At 62.6% G+C, this 15,629-nt stretch carries 16 protein-coding genes; 5 read left to right on the top strand and 11 right to left on the bottom strand.

Annotated elements, in window-relative coordinates:
* Window positions 1-7: 7 nt before the first annotated feature.
* The 5 genes from GH983_RS14515 (at window position 8) to GH983_RS14495 (ending at window position 4,659) form a co-directional block, all read left to right on the top strand.
* Window positions 8-328 carry a sarcosine oxidase subunit delta gene (locus GH983_RS14515; RefSeq protein ID WP_054148190.1) on the top strand — a complete coding sequence of 107 codons (321 nt, stop codon included), beginning with the start codon at window positions 8-10 and terminating at the stop codon, window positions 326-328.
* A complete protein-coding gene (locus tag GH983_RS14510; RefSeq protein ID WP_153762769.1) occupies window positions 325-3,318 on the top strand; it encodes a sarcosine oxidase subunit alpha in 2,994 nt (997 codons plus the stop codon). The genes GH983_RS14515 and GH983_RS14510 overlap by 4 nt, the downstream gene beginning before the upstream one ends.
* Window positions 3,311-3,865, top strand: a complete 555-nt coding sequence (locus GH983_RS14505) for a sarcosine oxidase subunit gamma (protein WP_153762768.1) — start codon at window positions 3,311-3,313, stop codon at window positions 3,863-3,865. The genes GH983_RS14510 and GH983_RS14505 overlap by 8 nt, the downstream gene beginning before the upstream one ends.
* A gap of 210 nt (window positions 3,866-4,075) precedes the next feature.
* Complete coding sequence (locus tag GH983_RS14500) at window positions 4,076-4,315, top strand: antitoxin MazE family protein (protein WP_069044060.1); 240 nt, start codon at window positions 4,076-4,078, stop codon at window positions 4,313-4,315.
* Entirely contained in the window at window positions 4,312-4,659 is a 348-nt protein-coding gene (locus GH983_RS14495; protein WP_069043419.1) for a type II toxin-antitoxin system PemK/MazF family toxin, read from the top strand. Before GH983_RS14500 ends, GH983_RS14495 begins: the two co-directional genes overlap by 4 nt.
* 87 nt (window positions 4,660-4,746) lie before the next feature.
* Here the strand turns inward: GH983_RS14495 and GH983_RS14490 are convergent, their stop codons facing one another.
* The 11 genes from GH983_RS14490 to glgC form a co-directional block, all read right to left on the bottom strand.
* Window positions 4,747-5,814, bottom strand: coding sequence for a DUF2332 domain-containing protein (locus GH983_RS14490; RefSeq protein ID WP_153762767.1), 1,068 nt, complete (start codon window positions 5,812-5,814; stop codon window positions 4,747-4,749).
* A 20-nt stretch (window positions 5,815-5,834) separates the two neighbouring features.
* Window positions 5,835-6,323, bottom strand: a complete 489-nt coding sequence (locus tag GH983_RS14485; protein ID WP_054148508.1) for a MaoC family dehydratase — start codon at window positions 6,321-6,323, stop codon at window positions 5,835-5,837.
* Between the two features lie 88 nt (window positions 6,324-6,411).
* Window positions 6,412-8,370, bottom strand: coding sequence for a glycogen debranching protein GlgX (gene glgX, locus GH983_RS14480; protein ID WP_153762766.1), 1,959 nt, complete (start codon window positions 8,368-8,370; stop codon window positions 6,412-6,414).
* A gap of 80 nt (window positions 8,371-8,450) precedes the next feature.
* Window positions 8,451-9,179: an arsenical resistance protein ArsH gene (gene arsH, locus GH983_RS14475; RefSeq protein WP_054148196.1), complete on the bottom strand. Its 729-nt coding sequence runs from the start codon at window positions 9,177-9,179 to the stop codon at window positions 8,451-8,453.
* Window positions 9,154-9,579, bottom strand: a complete 426-nt coding sequence (gene arsC, locus GH983_RS14470) for an arsenate reductase (glutaredoxin) (RefSeq protein WP_054148197.1) — start codon at window positions 9,577-9,579, stop codon at window positions 9,154-9,156. Before arsC ends, arsH begins: the two co-directional genes overlap by 26 nt.
* Complete coding sequence (locus GH983_RS14465; RefSeq protein ID WP_153762765.1) at window positions 9,576-10,277, bottom strand: MIP/aquaporin family protein; 702 nt, start codon at window positions 10,275-10,277, stop codon at window positions 9,576-9,578. The genes arsC and GH983_RS14465 overlap by 4 nt, the downstream gene beginning before the upstream one ends.
* Before the next feature lie 5 nt (window positions 10,278-10,282).
* A complete protein-coding gene (locus GH983_RS14460; RefSeq protein WP_069043425.1) occupies window positions 10,283-10,792 on the bottom strand; it encodes an arsenate reductase ArsC in 510 nt (169 codons plus the stop codon).
* A 10-nt stretch (window positions 10,793-10,802) separates the two neighbouring features.
* Window positions 10,803-11,162 carry a helix-turn-helix transcriptional regulator gene (locus GH983_RS14455; RefSeq protein ID WP_148166783.1) on the bottom strand — a complete coding sequence of 120 codons (360 nt, stop codon included), beginning with the start codon at window positions 11,160-11,162 and terminating at the stop codon, window positions 10,803-10,805.
* A 117-nt stretch (window positions 11,163-11,279) separates the two neighbouring features.
* On the bottom strand, window positions 11,280-12,908 hold the full coding sequence (locus tag GH983_RS14450; RefSeq protein WP_153762764.1) for an alpha-D-glucose phosphate-specific phosphoglucomutase: 1,629 nt from the start codon (window positions 12,906-12,908) through the stop codon (window positions 11,280-11,282).
* Window positions 12,909-12,911: 3 nt separating this feature from the next.
* On the bottom strand, window positions 12,912-14,351 hold the full coding sequence (glgA, locus tag GH983_RS14445; RefSeq protein ID WP_153762763.1) for a glycogen synthase GlgA: 1,440 nt from the start codon (window positions 14,349-14,351) through the stop codon (window positions 12,912-12,914).
* Between the two features lie 8 nt (window positions 14,352-14,359).
* Window positions 14,360-15,619, bottom strand: coding sequence for a glucose-1-phosphate adenylyltransferase (gene glgC / locus GH983_RS14440; protein ID WP_054148203.1), 1,260 nt, complete (start codon window positions 15,617-15,619; stop codon window positions 14,360-14,362).
* Window positions 15,620-15,629 lie beyond the last annotated feature (10 nt).

Below are 15,629 nucleotides of genomic sequence, written 5' to 3'. Positions count from 1 at the left end.
GTCCATCATGCTGGTCATCAAATGCCCCTATTGCGAAGAAGAGCGTGCTGAGCTCGAGTTTCGCGCCGCCGGTGAAGCGCATATCGCGCGCCCGGAAAACATCGCTTCGATTACGGACGAAGAGTTCGCGGACTACTTCTTCCTGCGTGACAACCCGAAGGGCCTGATCTTCGAACGCTGGCGCCATATCCATGGCTGCGGGCGCTTCTTCAACGCGGCCCGCGACACGATCTCCGACAAGATCCTGCTGACCTACAAGGCCGGTGAACCCATGCCCGATCCTGCAACACTGGTTGCCCCGTCTGCATCGAAGGGAGAAAAGGCATGAGTGCTGCCAACCGTATTCCCGGCAAGGGTCGCCTGACGCCGGCGCTGACCGCCCGCTTCACCATCGATGGCCGCACTTTGACGGCCTATGAAGGTGATACCGTGGCGTCTGCCATGATCGCCAACGGCATGCATCTCGCCGGACGCTCGTTCAAGTATCACCGTCCGCGCGGCATCCTGACCGCAGGTCCGGAAGAGCCGAACGCGCTGCTCGACGTGTCGCGTGACGCTGCCCGCCGCCAGCCGAATGTGCGGGCGACCGTGCAGGAAGTCTTCGACGGGATGAAGATCGAGACGCAGAACCGCTGGCCGTCGCTGTCGCTCGACATCGGCGAGGTCAACAACCTGCTGTCGCCCTTCTTCGCCGCCGGTTTTTACTACAAGACCTTCATGTGGCCGAAGGCTGCCTGGCACCAGATTTACGAGCCCTTCATCCGTCGCGCCGCCGGTCTCGGCCATGCGCCGAAGGAAGCCGATCCGGATCATTACGCCAACCGCTACGCCCACTGCGACGTGCTGGTGATTGGCGGTGGTGCCGCCGGTCTCGCTTCGGCGCTGGCTGCCGCCCAGACGGGCGTGCGCGTCATGATCGTTGACGAACAGCCGGAAATGGGCGGTGCCTTCCACTTCGACACCGGTGCGACCGTCGACGGCCAGAGCGGCTGGGACTGGGCACAGGCGACCGTCGCCAAGCTGAAGGGTATGGCCAACGTCACCGTGCTCTCTCGCACGACCGCCTTCGGCTATCACAACCACAATTACGTGGCGCTTGTTGAGCGTGTCACCGACCACATCGCCAAGCCGGCCAAGAACAAGCCGCGGGAACGGCTGTGGCAGGTCCGTGCCAAGCGCGTGGTGATCGCCAGCGGTTCGATCGAACGCCATATGGTGTTCGCCAACAACGACCGTCCGGGCATCATGCTGGCCTCTGCCGGCCGCACCTATCTCAACCATTTCGGCGTTGCCGTCGGCGCCAAGGTCGGCGTCTACACGGCGCATGACTCGGCCTATGAAGCGGCAATCGATCTGAAGAAATCAGGTGTCTCTGTGCCTGTCATCGTCGATGCCCGCGAAAAGCCGGGCGAGGGCGTACTGGCCCAGGCGCGGGCGCTGGGCATCGAAGTGCTGACCGGCCACGGTGTCGTCGACACATCAGGTCGCCTCCGCGTCCGCTCGATCACCGTTCGCCGCAATGGCGGTGGCGCCGCCCGCAAGATCGAGGTCGATGCGCTTCTGATGTCGGCCGGCTGGACGCCGTCGGTGCACATGTTCTCGCAGTCGCGCGGCAAGCTGAAATACGACGCGGCCAATGACCGCTTCTTACCCGACGTCTATGTGCAGGATTGCGTCTCCGTCGGCGGCTGCAACGGCACTGACGACCTGCAGGCCTTGCTCGACGAGGCAACGGCTGCCGGTCTCTCCTCGGCCAAGGCTGCGGGTGCAACCGAGACGCCAGCCATCTCGCTTGCCGGCGCCAATGAGCATGCCTGGACGGGTGGCATGATCGGCGCTGCCGAAGGGGCTGGCCGCGAGGACAACGTCAAGGCCTTCGTCGATTTCCAGCATGACGTCTGCGCCAAGGATATTCGTCTTGCCGTGCGCGAGGGCATGCATTCGATCGAGCATATCAAGCGCTTCACGACGAACGGCATGGCGTCTGACCAGGGCAAGCTCTCCAACATGCATGGCCTGGCGATTGCGGCGGAAGTGCTCGGCAAGGAGATCCCGCAGGTCGGTCTCACCACCTTCCGCGCACCCTACACGCCTGTCACCTTCGGCACGCTGATCAACCATTCGCGCGATGCGCTGTTTGATCCGGTGCGCAAGACGCCGATGCATGCCTATGAAGTCAGCCAAGGGGCCGTCTATGAAGATGTCGGCAACTGGAAGCGCGCCTGGTACTATCCGAAGGCGGGCGAAGACATGCATGCCGCCGTCAACCGCGAATGCAAGACGGTGCGTGAGGCAGCCGGCGTGTTCAACGCCTCGACGCTCGGCAAGATCGAGGTCGTCGGGCCAGATGCTGCCGAATTCCTGAACCTGATGTACACCAATGCCTGGGACACGCTGAAGCCCGGCAAGGCGCGTTACGGCATCATGACGCGCGAAGACGGCTTCATCTATGACGATGGTGTCGTCGGTCGTCTGGCGGAGGATCGGTTCCATGTGACCACCACGACGGGCGGTGCGCCGCGCGTCATGCACCATATGGAAGACTATCTGCAGACGGAATTCCCGCATCTGAAGGTCTGGCTCACCTCGACCACCGAGCAGTGGGCTGTTATCGCCGTCCAGGGTCCGAAGGCGCGCGACATCATCGCGCCGTTCGTCGAGGGCATCGACATCTCGAACGAGGCCTTCCCGCATATGAGCGTGGCCGAAGGCAAGTTCTGCGGCGTGCCGACGCGTCTCTTCCGCGTGTCGTTCACCGGTGAACTCGGTTTCGAAGTCAACGTGCCCGCCGATTTCGGCGCCGATGTCTTCCGCCAGATCTGGGAGCGCGCCCAGTCGCTCGGTGCCTGCCTATACGGCACCGAGACCATGCACGTGCTGCGCGCCGAAAAGGGCTATATCATCGTCGGTCAGGATACCGACGGTACGCTGACGGCTGATGATGCCGGCCTCTCCTGGGCGGTGTCGAAGAAGAAGACCGACTTCGTCGGCATTCGCGGCATGAAGCGGCCTGACCTGGTCAAGGAAGGCCGCAAGCAGCTGGTCGGCATCTTCACCAAGGATCCGAACGAAGTGCTGGAAGAGGGCGGGCAGATCGTCGCCAATCCGAACCAGCCGAAGCCGATGACCATGCTCGGTCACGTCACGTCGTCCTACTGGTCGGAAAATCTCGGTCGCTCGATTGCGATCGCCATGGTGGCCGGTGGCCGCGCCCGCATGGGCGAGACGCTTTACGTGCCGATGAAGGACAAGACCATCGCGGTTGAGGTTACCGACATGGTGTTCGTTGATAAGGAAGGAGGCCGCATCCATGGCTGATATGTCTGTTGCAGAGCGCAAAACCGTTCTCGCCGGCTTCCATGGCGGCAGCGCCAAGGTGCGCCTCACGCCGGCACTTCCCGCGACGCGCGTGTCGTTGCGCGCTGGCGCCGATGCCGTGGCGGGCCTCTCCAAGACACTTGGTCTCAAGCTGCCGACAAAGCCAAAGACATCTGTCTCCGCCAAGGGCCGCACGGCCTTCTGGATCGGTCCGGACGAATGGTTCCTGATCGACGAGAAGGGCGCAGAGCTGATGGCCGACTGCGCCGCCTCCGGCGTGGTTCATTCGGCCACCGACATCTCCCACCGCAACACCGCGATTATCGTCTCGGGTCCGGCTGCCGCCGACACGCTTAACGCTGCCTGCCCGCTCGACCTCTCGCTCGCCGCGTTCCCTGTGGGGGCCGTGACGCGCACGGTGTTCGGCAAGATCGAGATCATCCTCTACCGCGTCGAGGAAGAGACGTTTCGCGTCGAATGCTGGCGGTCGTTTGCGGAATATGCGTTCGGCATGCTGAGTGAAGGCGCGGAGGATGCCTCGCTCTGAGGGGCGGTTGTCTGAAGGAGTTTGAGGAGGCCGGGGTGACCCGGCCTTTTTTGCGACACACGACACCTTGCCTAGTCAGGGTTGCAAAAGCCTCCTCTCACCTCCGCACTCTCAATCGCAAAGGCTCGCAATCTCTGTCGGCTCATGATAGGTTACATGTAACCCGATCAAGGTTGTGAAAACAATGATGCAAAGCAGATGGAGCCTGTCATGTCCTCTATCGCCAAACCCAAGCCATCCCGCCTGAAGGTGAGCGAACATCGCGCGCGCCTGCGGTCGCAAGGTTTGCGCCCGATCCAGATTTGGGTGCCGGATGTACGTTCTCCGACGTTCAAGGCCGAAGCGCACCGTCAGTCACTTGCCGTTGCAACGAGCGCGGATGCACTGAGCGATCAGGCATTCATCGATGCTGCCTCCGACATCGACTTCGAAGATGGTGAAGGCGCGTGAGACGCGGCGACATATGGACGGTCTCTGGCGGCAAGGATTATGCGGGAAAACCTCGCCCCGTAGTCGTGGTGCAGGACGAGGCGTTTGACGCCACGGATTCCATCACCATCTGTGCCTTCACCACAGATGAAACAGACGCACCGCTATTTCGCCTGCCGGTGACACCGAATGAACGAAACGGGTTGCATTCGCCTTGCCGCCTCATGGTGGACAAGATCACGACAGTTCCGAAGTCCAAGATCGGAACAAAGGTCGGACGGTTGGATGACGCCGATATCCTGCGGCTCAACCAGGCTGTTCTTGTCTTTCTCGGTCTCGCAGGTTCGCCAAGAGTGAGCGCCTAGCTGGCGAACGGCCCGCGTGACCGACGAGAACTGCCGGCGTTCACATTCATCTTGTACTGACGCCGAAACTACGCGGCTCTGTTCAACTCAGGCGGTTGAACCCTCCCACCCCACCCATTTCACCCACCGCCCGTGAAAATCCGCTCGTCCAATCTCGCGGGTTTCCCCTGTTGGCCAAAGCGTGAGCAGGATCGCTGCCCCCTCCGGCTTGCCGTCTGCCTCCAGCCGCAGGCGGGCCAGCGGTGCGGCATCCGTCGCGCGGCTGCCGGCGTCTGCGATCAGGGCTTCACCCTCGGCCTTCAGCGCCGGTGGCAGATATTGCCAGGCGATGGTGTGGTAGATCACATGGGCCACGCCCGGACGTGGCGTTCCCAGACGTTTGCGCAGCCAGTCGATGGCGTCGGCCTTCTCCACCTTCAGGCCGCTTTCGGTTGCCATTTCAACGGCTGCTGCCGTGCGGTCGAGGCGGTCCTGCTGGTCGGCCCAGATGTAGGAGAAGAGCCGCAGGCGGTCGTCTTCTGAAGATGGGTCGAGCGGGTTCAGGTCGCAGCCGGCGCGTTCGGCAACCTCGACGTCAGCGGTGGGAGGCGGCGGGCCTTCCCAGAGCGGGGCGAGTTCGACGGCGGAGGCTCCGCCCCAGCGGAAGTCTCCCAGTTGGTAGCTGTAGCGATCCCATTGCAGGTTGAGGCCGGCGCTGGCGCCGACTTCCGAGAGGATCAGCGGCTTGCCGGTTAGCGCCGCAATGGTCAGAAAGCCGGGGAGCAGGGCGGAGGAGCGGCGCACCTCGTTGGTCTGCGGGGCGGATTTCAGGCGCTCCAGCATGAAGGCTTCGTCCTGCCGCAAGGCAGCCTCGACGGCGGCCCAGAGGGTGTCGTTGTCGGCGTTATGGGGCGGGTAGACGGCTGACAATGCAGGGTCCTGGCCAGATCGAACAAGCGCATGCAACATGCCGGCGAGCCGCAGCGCCAGCGCATCGCCGGTTCCGTCGGGATTGCCGGGCCAGCCGAGGATCATGGCGCCGACCCTCGTCTCTGCCGTCAACCGTTCTGCCGCCAGCGTGCAGAGGCGGGCGGTGAGAGGTGAGCCAAGATCGTGACAGGCCTTGGCTTGCCGAAGGAAACTCTGGCGGATCGCTTGGCTGCGCTCGTCGGTCATGGCCGCATCCGCCTCTCGTTTCAGACGCCTTCCGGACGGTCCTTGGGGTCGAACTGGGAAATGGTGATCCAGTCGGCTGTCAGGGCTGCCTTGCGTTCGTCCTCGATCTCGACGGTCACCTCATAGGTGTTCATCAGCATGCCCGCGCCGCGAAAGCGGGCTTCGGCCAGCTTGAAGGAGCCGCGAATGCGCTTGCCCGTCCGGACGGGCGACATAAAGCGGACTTTCTCGAAGCCATAATTGATGCCCATGGTCTGTTCGAGGATCTTCGGCAGGCAGTTGTAGTTCATCGCTGACAAGAGCGAGAGCGTTAGGAAGCCGTGGGCTATGGTGCCGCCGAAGGGCGTTTCGGCGGCGGCGCGCACCGGGTCGGTGTGGATGAACTGGTGGTCCATGGTGGCGCCGGCAAAGGCGTCGATCATCGGCTGGTCGACGGTGATCCAGTCGGATACGCCGACCACGGTTCCAACGAGGCCCGGCACGTCCTTGAGCGAAATCTCTTGCGGCATGAAAAGAACCTGATCCTTCAATAATTCCCGCAGGCTACAGCCGCTTGATGTCATGAGGAAGAGGCTAAAGTCACTGCTGGGGAAAAACTCAAGTTTCGATCCAGAAATCGACACTGCGGGCCTTCACCGTCAGCTTGGCGGCACTGCGGCCCGTCTCGAGGCGGCGCCATTTGCGCTTGTCGTGTGATGGGAGCGCAAAGTCCCTCGGCTCAGGTGATCGATTGAAGAGCACGGCAACATGGCAGTCCTTGGCCGTCTCACGGTCGATGGAGGCAAGAACCATGGCGAAGGCGCCGAGATCGGGCGTTTCCCAGTCGGCGACCGTCATGGGCAGACCGTCAGTGTTCAGCCAAGCGACGTCATCTTCGCCGGTCAGGACACTCGTATCCATGAAGCAGGAGAAACGCTGGCGCATGGCGGCGAGGCGGGCTGTCGTTTCGATCAGTTCCTCGTCCACCTCAGACCAGTCGAGCCAGGTGAGCGCATTGTCTTGGCAATAGGCATTGTTGTTGCCGCGTTGGGTGCGGCCGAACTCGTCGCCGGCTGTGAGCATGACGGCGCCCCGGCTGGCGAAGAGCGTCGAGAGCAGGGCTTCGACATCCTGGCGGCGCTTTTTCAGGATCGCCTTGTCTGAGGTTTCGCCCTCGACGCCATTGTTCCATGAATGGTTCTCGTTGTGCCCGTCGCGGTTTTCCTCGCCATTCGCCTCGTTGTGTTTGTGCGCGTAGGAAACGAGGTCGTAGAGCGAGAAGCCGTCATGGGCGGCGATGAAGTTGACGCTGCGGGTCTGGCCGTGGCCGTCATGGGCGAAGAGGTCAGACGAGCCGGCAAGCGCCGTTGCGAGATCCCCGGTCGTACCAGTATCGCCCCGCCAGTGGCGGCGGAAGGTGTCGCGGGCGCGGTCGTTCCATTCGAGAAAGGCGGGCGGGAAGCGGCCGAGTTGATAGCCGCCGAGCCCGATATCCCAGGGTTCGGCAATCAGGATGCGATCTTCCAGCACCTCGTCCTCAAGGATGGCTCGAAGCGTGGGGGCATTCTTATGGAAGCCGTCCCAGTGGCGACCCATGATCGGCGCGAGGTCGAAGCGGAAGCCGTCGATACCGGCCGAGAGAACGAAGTGGCGGAGCGTATCGACGATCAGCTGTCGCACGAAGGGATGGTCGCAGGCCAGCGTGTTGCCGCAGCCGGTGTCGTTGACCAGCGTGCCCGGATCATCGGCCACATGGCGGAAGAGAGACCGGTTGTCGATGCCGCGCAGCGAGAGCGTCGTGCCATGCACGTCGCTTTCACCGGTGTGGTTGAAGACAAGGTCGAGGATGACGCCAATGCCCTCGGCATGCAGGGCGGCGACCGTGTCGCGGAGTTCCTTGACACCACCGGGTACGAGACGGGGATCGAGCGCCATCATGGCGACGGGGTTGTAGCCCCAGCTGTTGGTGATGCCGAGAGGTGGCAGATGCCTTTCATCGATCCAGGCGGTGATCGGCATCAGCTCGACCATATCGACGCCGATGCGGCGCAGATGCGCGAGGACGGCGGGATGGGCGAGGGCCGATAGCGTGCCGCGTTGAGCTTCGGGTACGTCCGTATGCAGCATGGTCATTGCCTTGACGTTGACCTCGTAGATGAAGCCGGTGCGCTCGCCGAGCGGCATCATGGGCTTCAGCAGCTTGTGCGCCTTCAGGATGGCTTTAGGCATCAGGGCGGCTGTGTCGACGCCGAACTGACCGAGGCGAGCGTCGTAAACGAAGGGGCGGTCCAGCTCGGTGGCGTAGGGATCGATCAAGAGCTTGGATGGATCGTACCAATGGCCTTGAGACGGATCATAGGGGCCGTGGATGCGGAAGCCGTAGCGGGCGCCTTCCTTCAAACCCTCGACGAAGACATGATGCACATCGCCTTCGCCACGCACCATCGAGAGGCGGGCGAGTTCGGTCTCGCCGCTGATATCGAAGAGGCAGAGCTCCACGCGTTCGGCATGATGCGACCAGAGGCGGATATCGGCACCCGTCTTGCCGATGATGGCTCCGAGCATCGGCTTGGTCATTTGGTGCCTCGTGGTCCGGTTGATTCGCTCGCCTGATGGAACAATAGCAGGCGAGCGATCTTCGGCCAGAGCGGTTGCGCTCACATGGCCTTGAGGTTCACTGCTTTCACGGCCTCTTCCTTGCGTTCGCTGTAGCGATCGGTGAGGTAGTCCGAGATGTCACGGGTCAGAAGCGTGAACTTTATCAGTTCTTCGCAGACGTCTACGACGCGCTCGTAATAGGCCGAGGGCTTCATCCGACCATCGCCGTCGAACTCCTGCCAGGCCTTCGCAACGGAAGACTGGTTGGGGATTGTGATCATCCGCATCCAGCGGCCGAGCAGGCGCATGGCGTTGACCGCATTGAACGACTGCGAGCCGCCGGAGACCTGCATGACGGCGAGCGTCTTGCCCTGGGTCGGGCGGACGGCGCCGACGGACAGGGGAATCCAGTCGATCTGCGCCTTCATGATGCCGGTCAGCGTGCCGTGACGCTCGGGGCTCACCCAGACCTGGCCTTCCGACCATTCGGAGAGGTCGCGCAGTTCCTGCACCTTTGGATGGCTGACGGGTGCGTCGTCCGGCAAAGGCAGGCCTGAAGGGTCGAAAACCCTCACGTCGGCGCCGAAATGTTCGAGCAGCCGCTTGGCTTCCATCGCCAGCAGGCGGCTGAAGGAGACCTGACGCAGCGAGCCATAGAGGATCAGGATACGCGGCTTGTGGGTGGAGAAGGGGCGCCGCAGCGCCTCCAGATCCGGCAGGCGCAGGTGATCGAGATCGGCGGCGGGCAGGTCTACTTTCATATCAGACAATTCGCTTGCCCTCCGCATCGAGCACGGCTTCGCCGTCTTCCTTGATGAAGGCAGAGGTGAAGGCGTCTGGGGCCAAGATGTCGAGCACGACTTCCGACGGGCGGCAGAGGCGCGTGCCCATCTCGGTGACGACAAGGGGGCGGTTGATCAGGATGGGAGTCGTGATCATCGCGTCGAGCAGCTGGTCGTCCGAGAGCGCGGGATCGGCAAGGCCAAGTTCTTCGTAGGGCGTGCCCTTCTCGCGGATCGCCTCGCGTACCGAAAGGCCGGAGTCGGCGATCATCTTCGCCAGATCTTCCTTGCTCGGCGGGGTCTTCAAGTATTCGATGACCACTGGTTCGATGCCCGCGTGACGGATGATTTCAAGCGTGTTGCGCGAGGTGCCACAGGCAGGGTTGTGATAAATGGTGACGGTCATGGACGTTCCGTTCCTTCGGGTATGATCGGGGGGATTTTGTTGCGGCTATCGGCAAAGAGCCAGGTGGCGAGCATGGACGCCAGCACTGCGCCGACGACCTGTGCGATGATGAAGCCTGGCAGGTCGAGGGGACGAATGCCGGCAAAGGTATTGGTCAGGCTGCGGGCGATGGCCACCGCCGGATTGGCGAAGGACGTCGAGGCGGTGAACCAGTAGGCGGCCGTGATGTAGAGGCCGACCAGCATCGGGATGGCGTCCGTCTTGAAGCGCAGCCCGCCGAGGATGGTGAGGAGCAGGCAGAAAGTTGCCACCGCTTCTGCGCTCCATTGCGCCGATCCAGTTCGCACCGTTTCGGAGATCTGGAAGACGGGCAGGTCGAACATCACGTGGGCGATGAGCGTGCCGGCGATGCCGCCGAGGATCTGCGCGAGCATGTAGGGCAGGATGGCGGAGGCCTCCAACTCCTTGCGAAGAGCGAAGACCATTGTCACGACCGGGTTGAAATGGGCACCGGAGATCGGCCCCAAGATCGTGATCAGCACGAAGAGGATCGCGCCGGTCGGGATCGTGTTGCCGAGCAGGGAGACGGCAACGTCATCGGAAAGCCGGTCGGCCATGATGCCGGAGCCGACGACGGTTGCGACCAGCATGGCGGTGCCAAGCGCCTCGGCTGCGAGGCGGCGGGAAAGATCGGCCATGGTCTTCAGCCGGCCGTCTGTGTGCTGCTGCCGATCTCGTTCAGCCGCTTCTGCAGGGACAGCTTATCGAGGCTCGCCATCGGCAGGCTGACGAAGATCGAGATGCGGTGATTGAGCATGCGATAGGCCTCGGCGAAGGCGAAATGCTTTTCGCTGTCCGTGCCTTCGGCAGCGGCCGGATCCGGCACGCCCCAATGGGCGGTCATCGGTTGGCCGGGCCAGACGGGGCAGGCTTCGGCGGCCGCGTTGTCGCAGACGGTGAAGACGAAATCGAGTTCAGGGGCGCCGGGGACTGCGAACTCGTCCCAGTTCTTCGAACGGGCGAAGCTCGTGTCGTAGTTCATGCCCTTGAGGAGCTGCAGCGTGTAGGGGTGAACTTCACCCTTCGGCTGGGAGCCGGCGGAATAGGCCTTGAACTTGCCCTGGCCGAGCCTGTTGAGGATCGCTTCCGCGATGACCGATCGGGCTGAATTGCCGGTGCAGAGGAAGAGCACGTTGTAGATCTTGTCGGACATGGCCGGTCTCTCAGTTGGGGCGGGTGACTTCGAGGGTGGGTGAACAGCAGGCGAGATCGTCGATCAGCGGCTGGCAGAGGCTGGCATTGCCGCCGCAGCAATCCTTGAGCAGGTAAAGGGCAACCGCGCGGAAGCGGTCGAGATCGGCGCGGTAGATGATCGATCGGCTCTGACGCTCTCCCGTGACCAGGCCGGCCTGGGACAGCGTCGACAGATGCGCAGACATGGTGTTCTGCGGCACGCCGATCAGTCGGGCGAGTTCACCTGCGGGCACGCCGTCTGGCTCATGCGCCACCAGCAGGCGAAAGGTCTGCAGGCGCGTCGGCTGTGCCAGGGCGGCAAGCGCCGCGATCGTCGATTTTTCATCCATATATCCAGAATAGTGGATATGATGAGGGAGTCAATCGCCGCTGCGGTCCATCGCAAAGAAAAACCCCGGAGCCGAAGGCGCCGGGGTGCTAATGCGTGAGCGAAGGTCTCTAGGGGATCAGGTAATGACCGTCGGCTCGTTCATGCCGGTGTAGCGCTTGATCTCGGCCACTTCCTCGGCTGCCGCGATGAGGTCGGCCAAGGCTCCTTGCGTCTCGATGCCGTGGCGGCTGGCGTCGGGCTCGTAGCGCTCGACATAGAGGCGAAGCGTCGCGCCCGAGGTGCCGGTGCCGGAAAGGCGAAAGACGATGCGGCTGCCGCCGTCAAAGAGGATGCGGATGCCCTGGTTCTTCGAGACGGAGTGGTCGATCGGGTCGTGATAGGCGAAGTCGTCGGCGGCGCTGACTGTCAGGCCGTTGATCCTGGTGCCGGGCAGGCTGTCGAGCTTGGCGCGGAGCGCTGCGACAAGGGCGTTGGCATTGTCAGTGTCGACGCCTTCATAGTCGTGGCGGGAATAGTAGTTGCGGCCGTATTCGGCCCAGTGGCTTTCCACGATCTGCTTGACGCTCTGCTTGCGGGCAGCGACGATGTTCAGCCAAAAGAGCACCGCCCAGAGGCCGTCCTTCTCGCGCACATGGTCAGAGCCGGTGCCGAAGCTTTCTTCGCCGCAGACGGTAACCTTGCCGGCATCCATCAGATTGCCGAAGAATTTCCAGCCTGTCGGGGTCTCATACATGCCGATGCCAAGTTTTTCGGCGACGCGGTCGGCGGCGGCACTTGTCGGCATGGAGCGGGCGATGCCTGCGATGCCTTGTCTGTAGCCGGGCGCGCAGGTGGCATTTGCGGCGATCATCGCGAGGCTGTCGGAGGGCGTGACGAACATGCCCTTGCCGACGACCATATTGCGGTCGCCGTCGCCGTCGGATGCCGCACCGAAGTCCGGACCATCGGCGCTCATGACATCGTCATAGAGCTCCTTCGCATGGACGAGGTTCGGGTCCGGGTGGTGGTGGCCGAAGTCGGGCAGCGGGATTTCGTTCCGCACGGAGCCTGAAGGCGCGCCGAGGCGCTTTTCTAGGATCTCGACGGCATAGGGGCCGGTGACGGCGCTCATACTGTCGATCACCACACGGAAGCCGCCAGAGATCAACGCGCGGATCGCCGGGAAGTCGAAGAGGGTTTCCATGAGGTCGGCATAGTCGGTGACCGGATCGATCACCTCGACGGTCATGCCAGCCAGATCGAAACTTCCCACCGTGTCGAGGTCGATGTCGGCGACGTCGGCGATCTTGTAACTGTCAATGTTGCGGGTGCGGGCAAAGATCGCGTCGGTGATCTTCTCCGGTGCCGGGCCGCCATTGCCGATATTGTACTTGATGCCGAAGTCTTCGGTCGGGCCGCCGGGATTGTGGCTGGCCGAGAGCACGATGCCGCCAAAGGCATGGTATTTGCGGATGACATGCGAGGCAGCTGGCGTCGAGAGAATGCCGCCCTGGCCAACCATGACCTTGCCGAAGCCATTGGCGGCGGCCATTTTCAGCGCCACCTGGATGACTTCGCGGTTGTAATAGCGGCCGTCGCCGCCGATCACCAGCGTCTGGCCTTCGAAGCCCTCCAGGCTGTCGAAGATCGCCTGGATGAAGTTCTCCGCATAGTTTTCCTGCTGGAAGACCGGAACCTTCTTGCGCAGTCCCGATGTGCCGGGCTTCTGGTCCGCATAGGGTTTCGTGGAGACGGTCGAGATCATCGATTACTGGCCTTTCGAGACGAGGCGTTGATAAAGGTCGGCATAGGTCGTGCCGCTCCTGTTCCAGGAGACGTCGGATTTCATGCCTTGCTTCTGCATTTGCGACCAGAGACGCTGGTCACTGTAGAGGCGAAGCGTGCGGCGGATGGCGCGGCGGAGGGCATCTGATGTCACCGGCGCAAACTGCACGCCGGTTGCAACACCAGCAGCCAAGGCCGCTTCATTGGCGTCGATGATGGTATCGGCGAGGCCGCCGGTGCGGGCCACAAGCGGAACACAGCCGTAGCGCAGGGCGTAGAGCTGTGTCAGCCCGCAGGGCTCGAAGCGCGAGGGCACGAGGATGATGTCGGAACCGGCCTGCATGATATGCGACAGCGCTTCATCATATCCAAGTATCATGCTGACACGGCCGCGATGATGGGCGGCGGCGTTCTGAAGTGCGGCCTCGATGCCGCTTTCCCCGGAACCAAGGATCGCCAGCCTGCCGCCGGCATTGACGATTTCGTCGATGACGTCGGGCAGCAGGTCGAGTCCCTTCTGCCAGGTGAGGCGCGAGATGACGCAAAAGATCGGGCCATCGTCGCCATCAAATGCAAAGCGTTCGACCATGGCCGCACGGTTGCCGGCGCGCTTCTTCAGTGCTGATCCGGAATAGTGGCTGGTGAGCAGTGGATCGCTGGCCGGGTTCCAGACGTCGGCATCGATGCCGTTGACGATGCCGTAGAGGTCAGCGGCGCGGCTGGCGATGACGCCATCAAGACCCATGCCGAATTCGGGTGTCAGGATTTCCTCGGCATAGGAAGGGCTGACCGTGGACAGCGCATGGGCGGTCAGAAGACCGCTCTTCAGATAGCTGATCGTGCCGTAATATTCGAGCGCCTCGTGCCATGCATGTCCCGGCAGGCCAAGATAGGGGAAGAGTGTGGCGCCGAACTGCCCCTGGAAGGCGATGTTGTGGATGGTGATGAGGCTCGGCACTTCCGGCGCCTCGGCGTAACGCATGTAGACGGGAACCAGAGCACCCTGCCAGTCATGTACATGGACGAGGTCCGGTTTGAAGCTGGGCAGCACGCCCGCCGCGATCTCGGCGCCCACCTTGGAGAGGACGGCGAAGCGCTTCCAGTTGTCGGGGTAGTCCCGTCCCTGCGTATCGAGATAGGGACCACCCGACCGCTCGTAGAGTGGCGGGCAGTCGATGATCAAAAGTTCGAGGCCCTCGTGTTTTACCTCGAGAAGTGTCGCCCGTTCATCGAGAATATCCTCGAACTCGTGGACCTTCTTGGCCTTCTTCACCGCTTTCATAACGGCCGGATAGCCGGGGATCAGCGTCTTCGTCTCGACGCCATGGGCGGCGAGTGCGATGGGAAGCGCGCCCGCAACGTCGGCGAGGCCTCCGGTCTTGATCAGCGGATAGAGTTCGGAGGCGACCGAAAGGACCTTCATGGATGCGGCTAACCTAGTTTGTCGATCATCGACTGCGTGATGAGGCAGATCCCGTTTTCGCTGCGACGGAAGCGCTTGGCATCCATTTCCGGATCCTCACCGACGATCAGCCCCTCCGGGATCACCACGCCATGGTCTATCACGACATTTGTGAGACGCGCATGACGACCGATCTGCACCTTGGGCAGGACGACTGCGCCTTCGAGTCGGGAATAGGAATTGGCGCGCACGCCGGTAAACAGCAGGCTCTTGTAGAGCGCCGAACCGGAGATGATGCAGTCGCCCGAGACCAGCGAGGAGATCGCCGAGCCGCGACGACCCTCGTCGTCATGGACGAATTTCGCCGGCGGGGTGATCTCGGAATAGGTCCAGATCGGCCAGGTCTTGTCGTAGAGATCGAGTTCCGGAACGATGTCGGTCAGGTCGATGTTGGCCTGCCAGTAGGCGTCGATCGTACCGACGTCGCGCCAGTAGGGCGTGCGTTCGAAATCGGAGCGGACGCAGGACTGGGCAAAGCGGTGGGCCACCGCTTTGCCGCTCTTGACCACGTAGGGGATGATGTCCTTGCCGAAGTCACGGCTCGAATCCGGGTCGGCCGCATCGCGGCGCAGGAGTTCCATCAGGAACTTGGTGTGGAAGACATAGATGCCCATCGAGGCGAGGGCATGGTCTTCGTTGCCGGGAATGCCCGGCGGGTCGGCCGGCTTTTCGACGAAGTCGATGATCCTGTCGGTGGCATCGACATGCATGACGCCGAAGCCAGTTGCTTCCATGCGCGGCACTTCCAGGCAGCCGATGGTGACGTCGGCGCCCGAGGTGACGTGCTGCTGCAGCATCAGCTCGTAGTCCATCTTGTAGATATGGTCGCCGGCCAAGATGACCATGTATTCGGGGGCGTAGGATTCGATGATATCGGCGTTCTGGTAAACGGCGTCGGCGGTGCCTTCGTACCATTGTGTTTCGGAGACGCGCTGCGAGGCCGGGAGAATGTCGAAGCTCTCGTTGCGCTCGGGGCGGAAGAAGTTCCAGCCGAGCTGCAGATGGCGGATCAGTGAATGAGCCTTGTACTGGGTGGCCACGCCGATACGGCGGATACCGGAGTTCAGGGCGTTGGAGAGGGCAAAGTCAATGATGCGGGCCTTGCCGCCGAAATAGACGGCGGGCTTGGCGCGCCGATCCGTCAATTCCTTCAGGCGGCTGCCGCGCCCGCCGGCCAGTACATAGGCCATGGCATCGCGCGACAAGCTTCTTGCCGTTTTCTCGGTCATGTATTTCCTC

The sequence above is a fragment of the Agrobacterium sp. MA01 genome, from assembly GCF_009650195.1.
Classification (GTDB): domain Bacteria; phylum Pseudomonadota; class Alphaproteobacteria; order Rhizobiales; family Rhizobiaceae; genus Allorhizobium.
Note: the sequence above shows the minus strand (reverse complement) of the source record. Positions and strands in the feature narration are given on the sequence as shown.

Coding starts and splice junctions, on each gene's coding strand:
- GH983_RS14515 (WP_054148190.1), top strand. CDS start 8: ATGCTGGTCATCAAATGCCCCTATTGCGAAGAAGAGCGTGCTGAGCTC.
- GH983_RS14510 (WP_153762769.1), top strand. CDS start 325: ATGAGTGCTGCCAACCGTATTCCCGGCAAGGGTCGCCTGACGCCGGCG.
- GH983_RS14505 (WP_153762768.1), top strand. CDS start 3,311: ATGGCTGATATGTCTGTTGCAGAGCGCAAAACCGTTCTCGCCGGCTTC.
- GH983_RS14500 (WP_069044060.1), top strand. CDS start 4,076: ATGTCCTCTATCGCCAAACCCAAGCCATCCCGCCTGAAGGTGAGCGAA.
- GH983_RS14490 (WP_153762767.1), bottom strand. CDS start 5,814: ATGACCGACGAGCGCAGCCAAGCGATCCGCCAGAGTTTCCTTCGGCAA.
- GH983_RS14485 (WP_054148508.1), bottom strand. CDS start 6,323: ATGCCGCAAGAGATTTCGCTCAAGGACGTGCCGGGCCTCGTTGGAACC.
- glgX (WP_153762766.1), bottom strand. CDS start 8,370: ATGACCAAGCCGATGCTCGGAGCCATCATCGGCAAGACGGGTGCCGAT.
- arsH (WP_054148196.1), bottom strand. CDS start 9,179: ATGCGGAGGGCAAGCGAATTGTCTGATATGAAAGTAGACCTGCCCGCC.
- arsC (WP_054148197.1), bottom strand. CDS start 9,579: ATGACCGTCACCATTTATCACAACCCTGCCTGTGGCACCTCGCGCAAC.
- GH983_RS14465 (WP_153762765.1), bottom strand. CDS start 10,277: ATGGCCGATCTTTCCCGCCGCCTCGCAGCCGAGGCGCTTGGCACCGCC.
- GH983_RS14460 (WP_069043425.1), bottom strand. CDS start 10,792: ATGTCCGACAAGATCTACAACGTGCTCTTCCTCTGCACCGGCAATTCA.
- GH983_RS14455 (WP_148166783.1), bottom strand. CDS start 11,162: ATGGATGAAAAATCGACGATCGCGGCGCTTGCCGCCCTGGCACAGCCG.
- GH983_RS14450 (WP_153762764.1), bottom strand. CDS start 12,908: ATGATCTCGACCGTCTCCACGAAACCCTATGCGGACCAGAAGCCCGGC.
- glgA (WP_153762763.1), bottom strand. CDS start 14,351: ATGAAGGTCCTTTCGGTCGCCTCCGAACTCTATCCGCTGATCAAGACC.
- glgC (WP_054148203.1), bottom strand. CDS start 15,619: ATGACCGAGAAAACGGCAAGAAGCTTGTCGCGCGATGCCATGGCCTAT.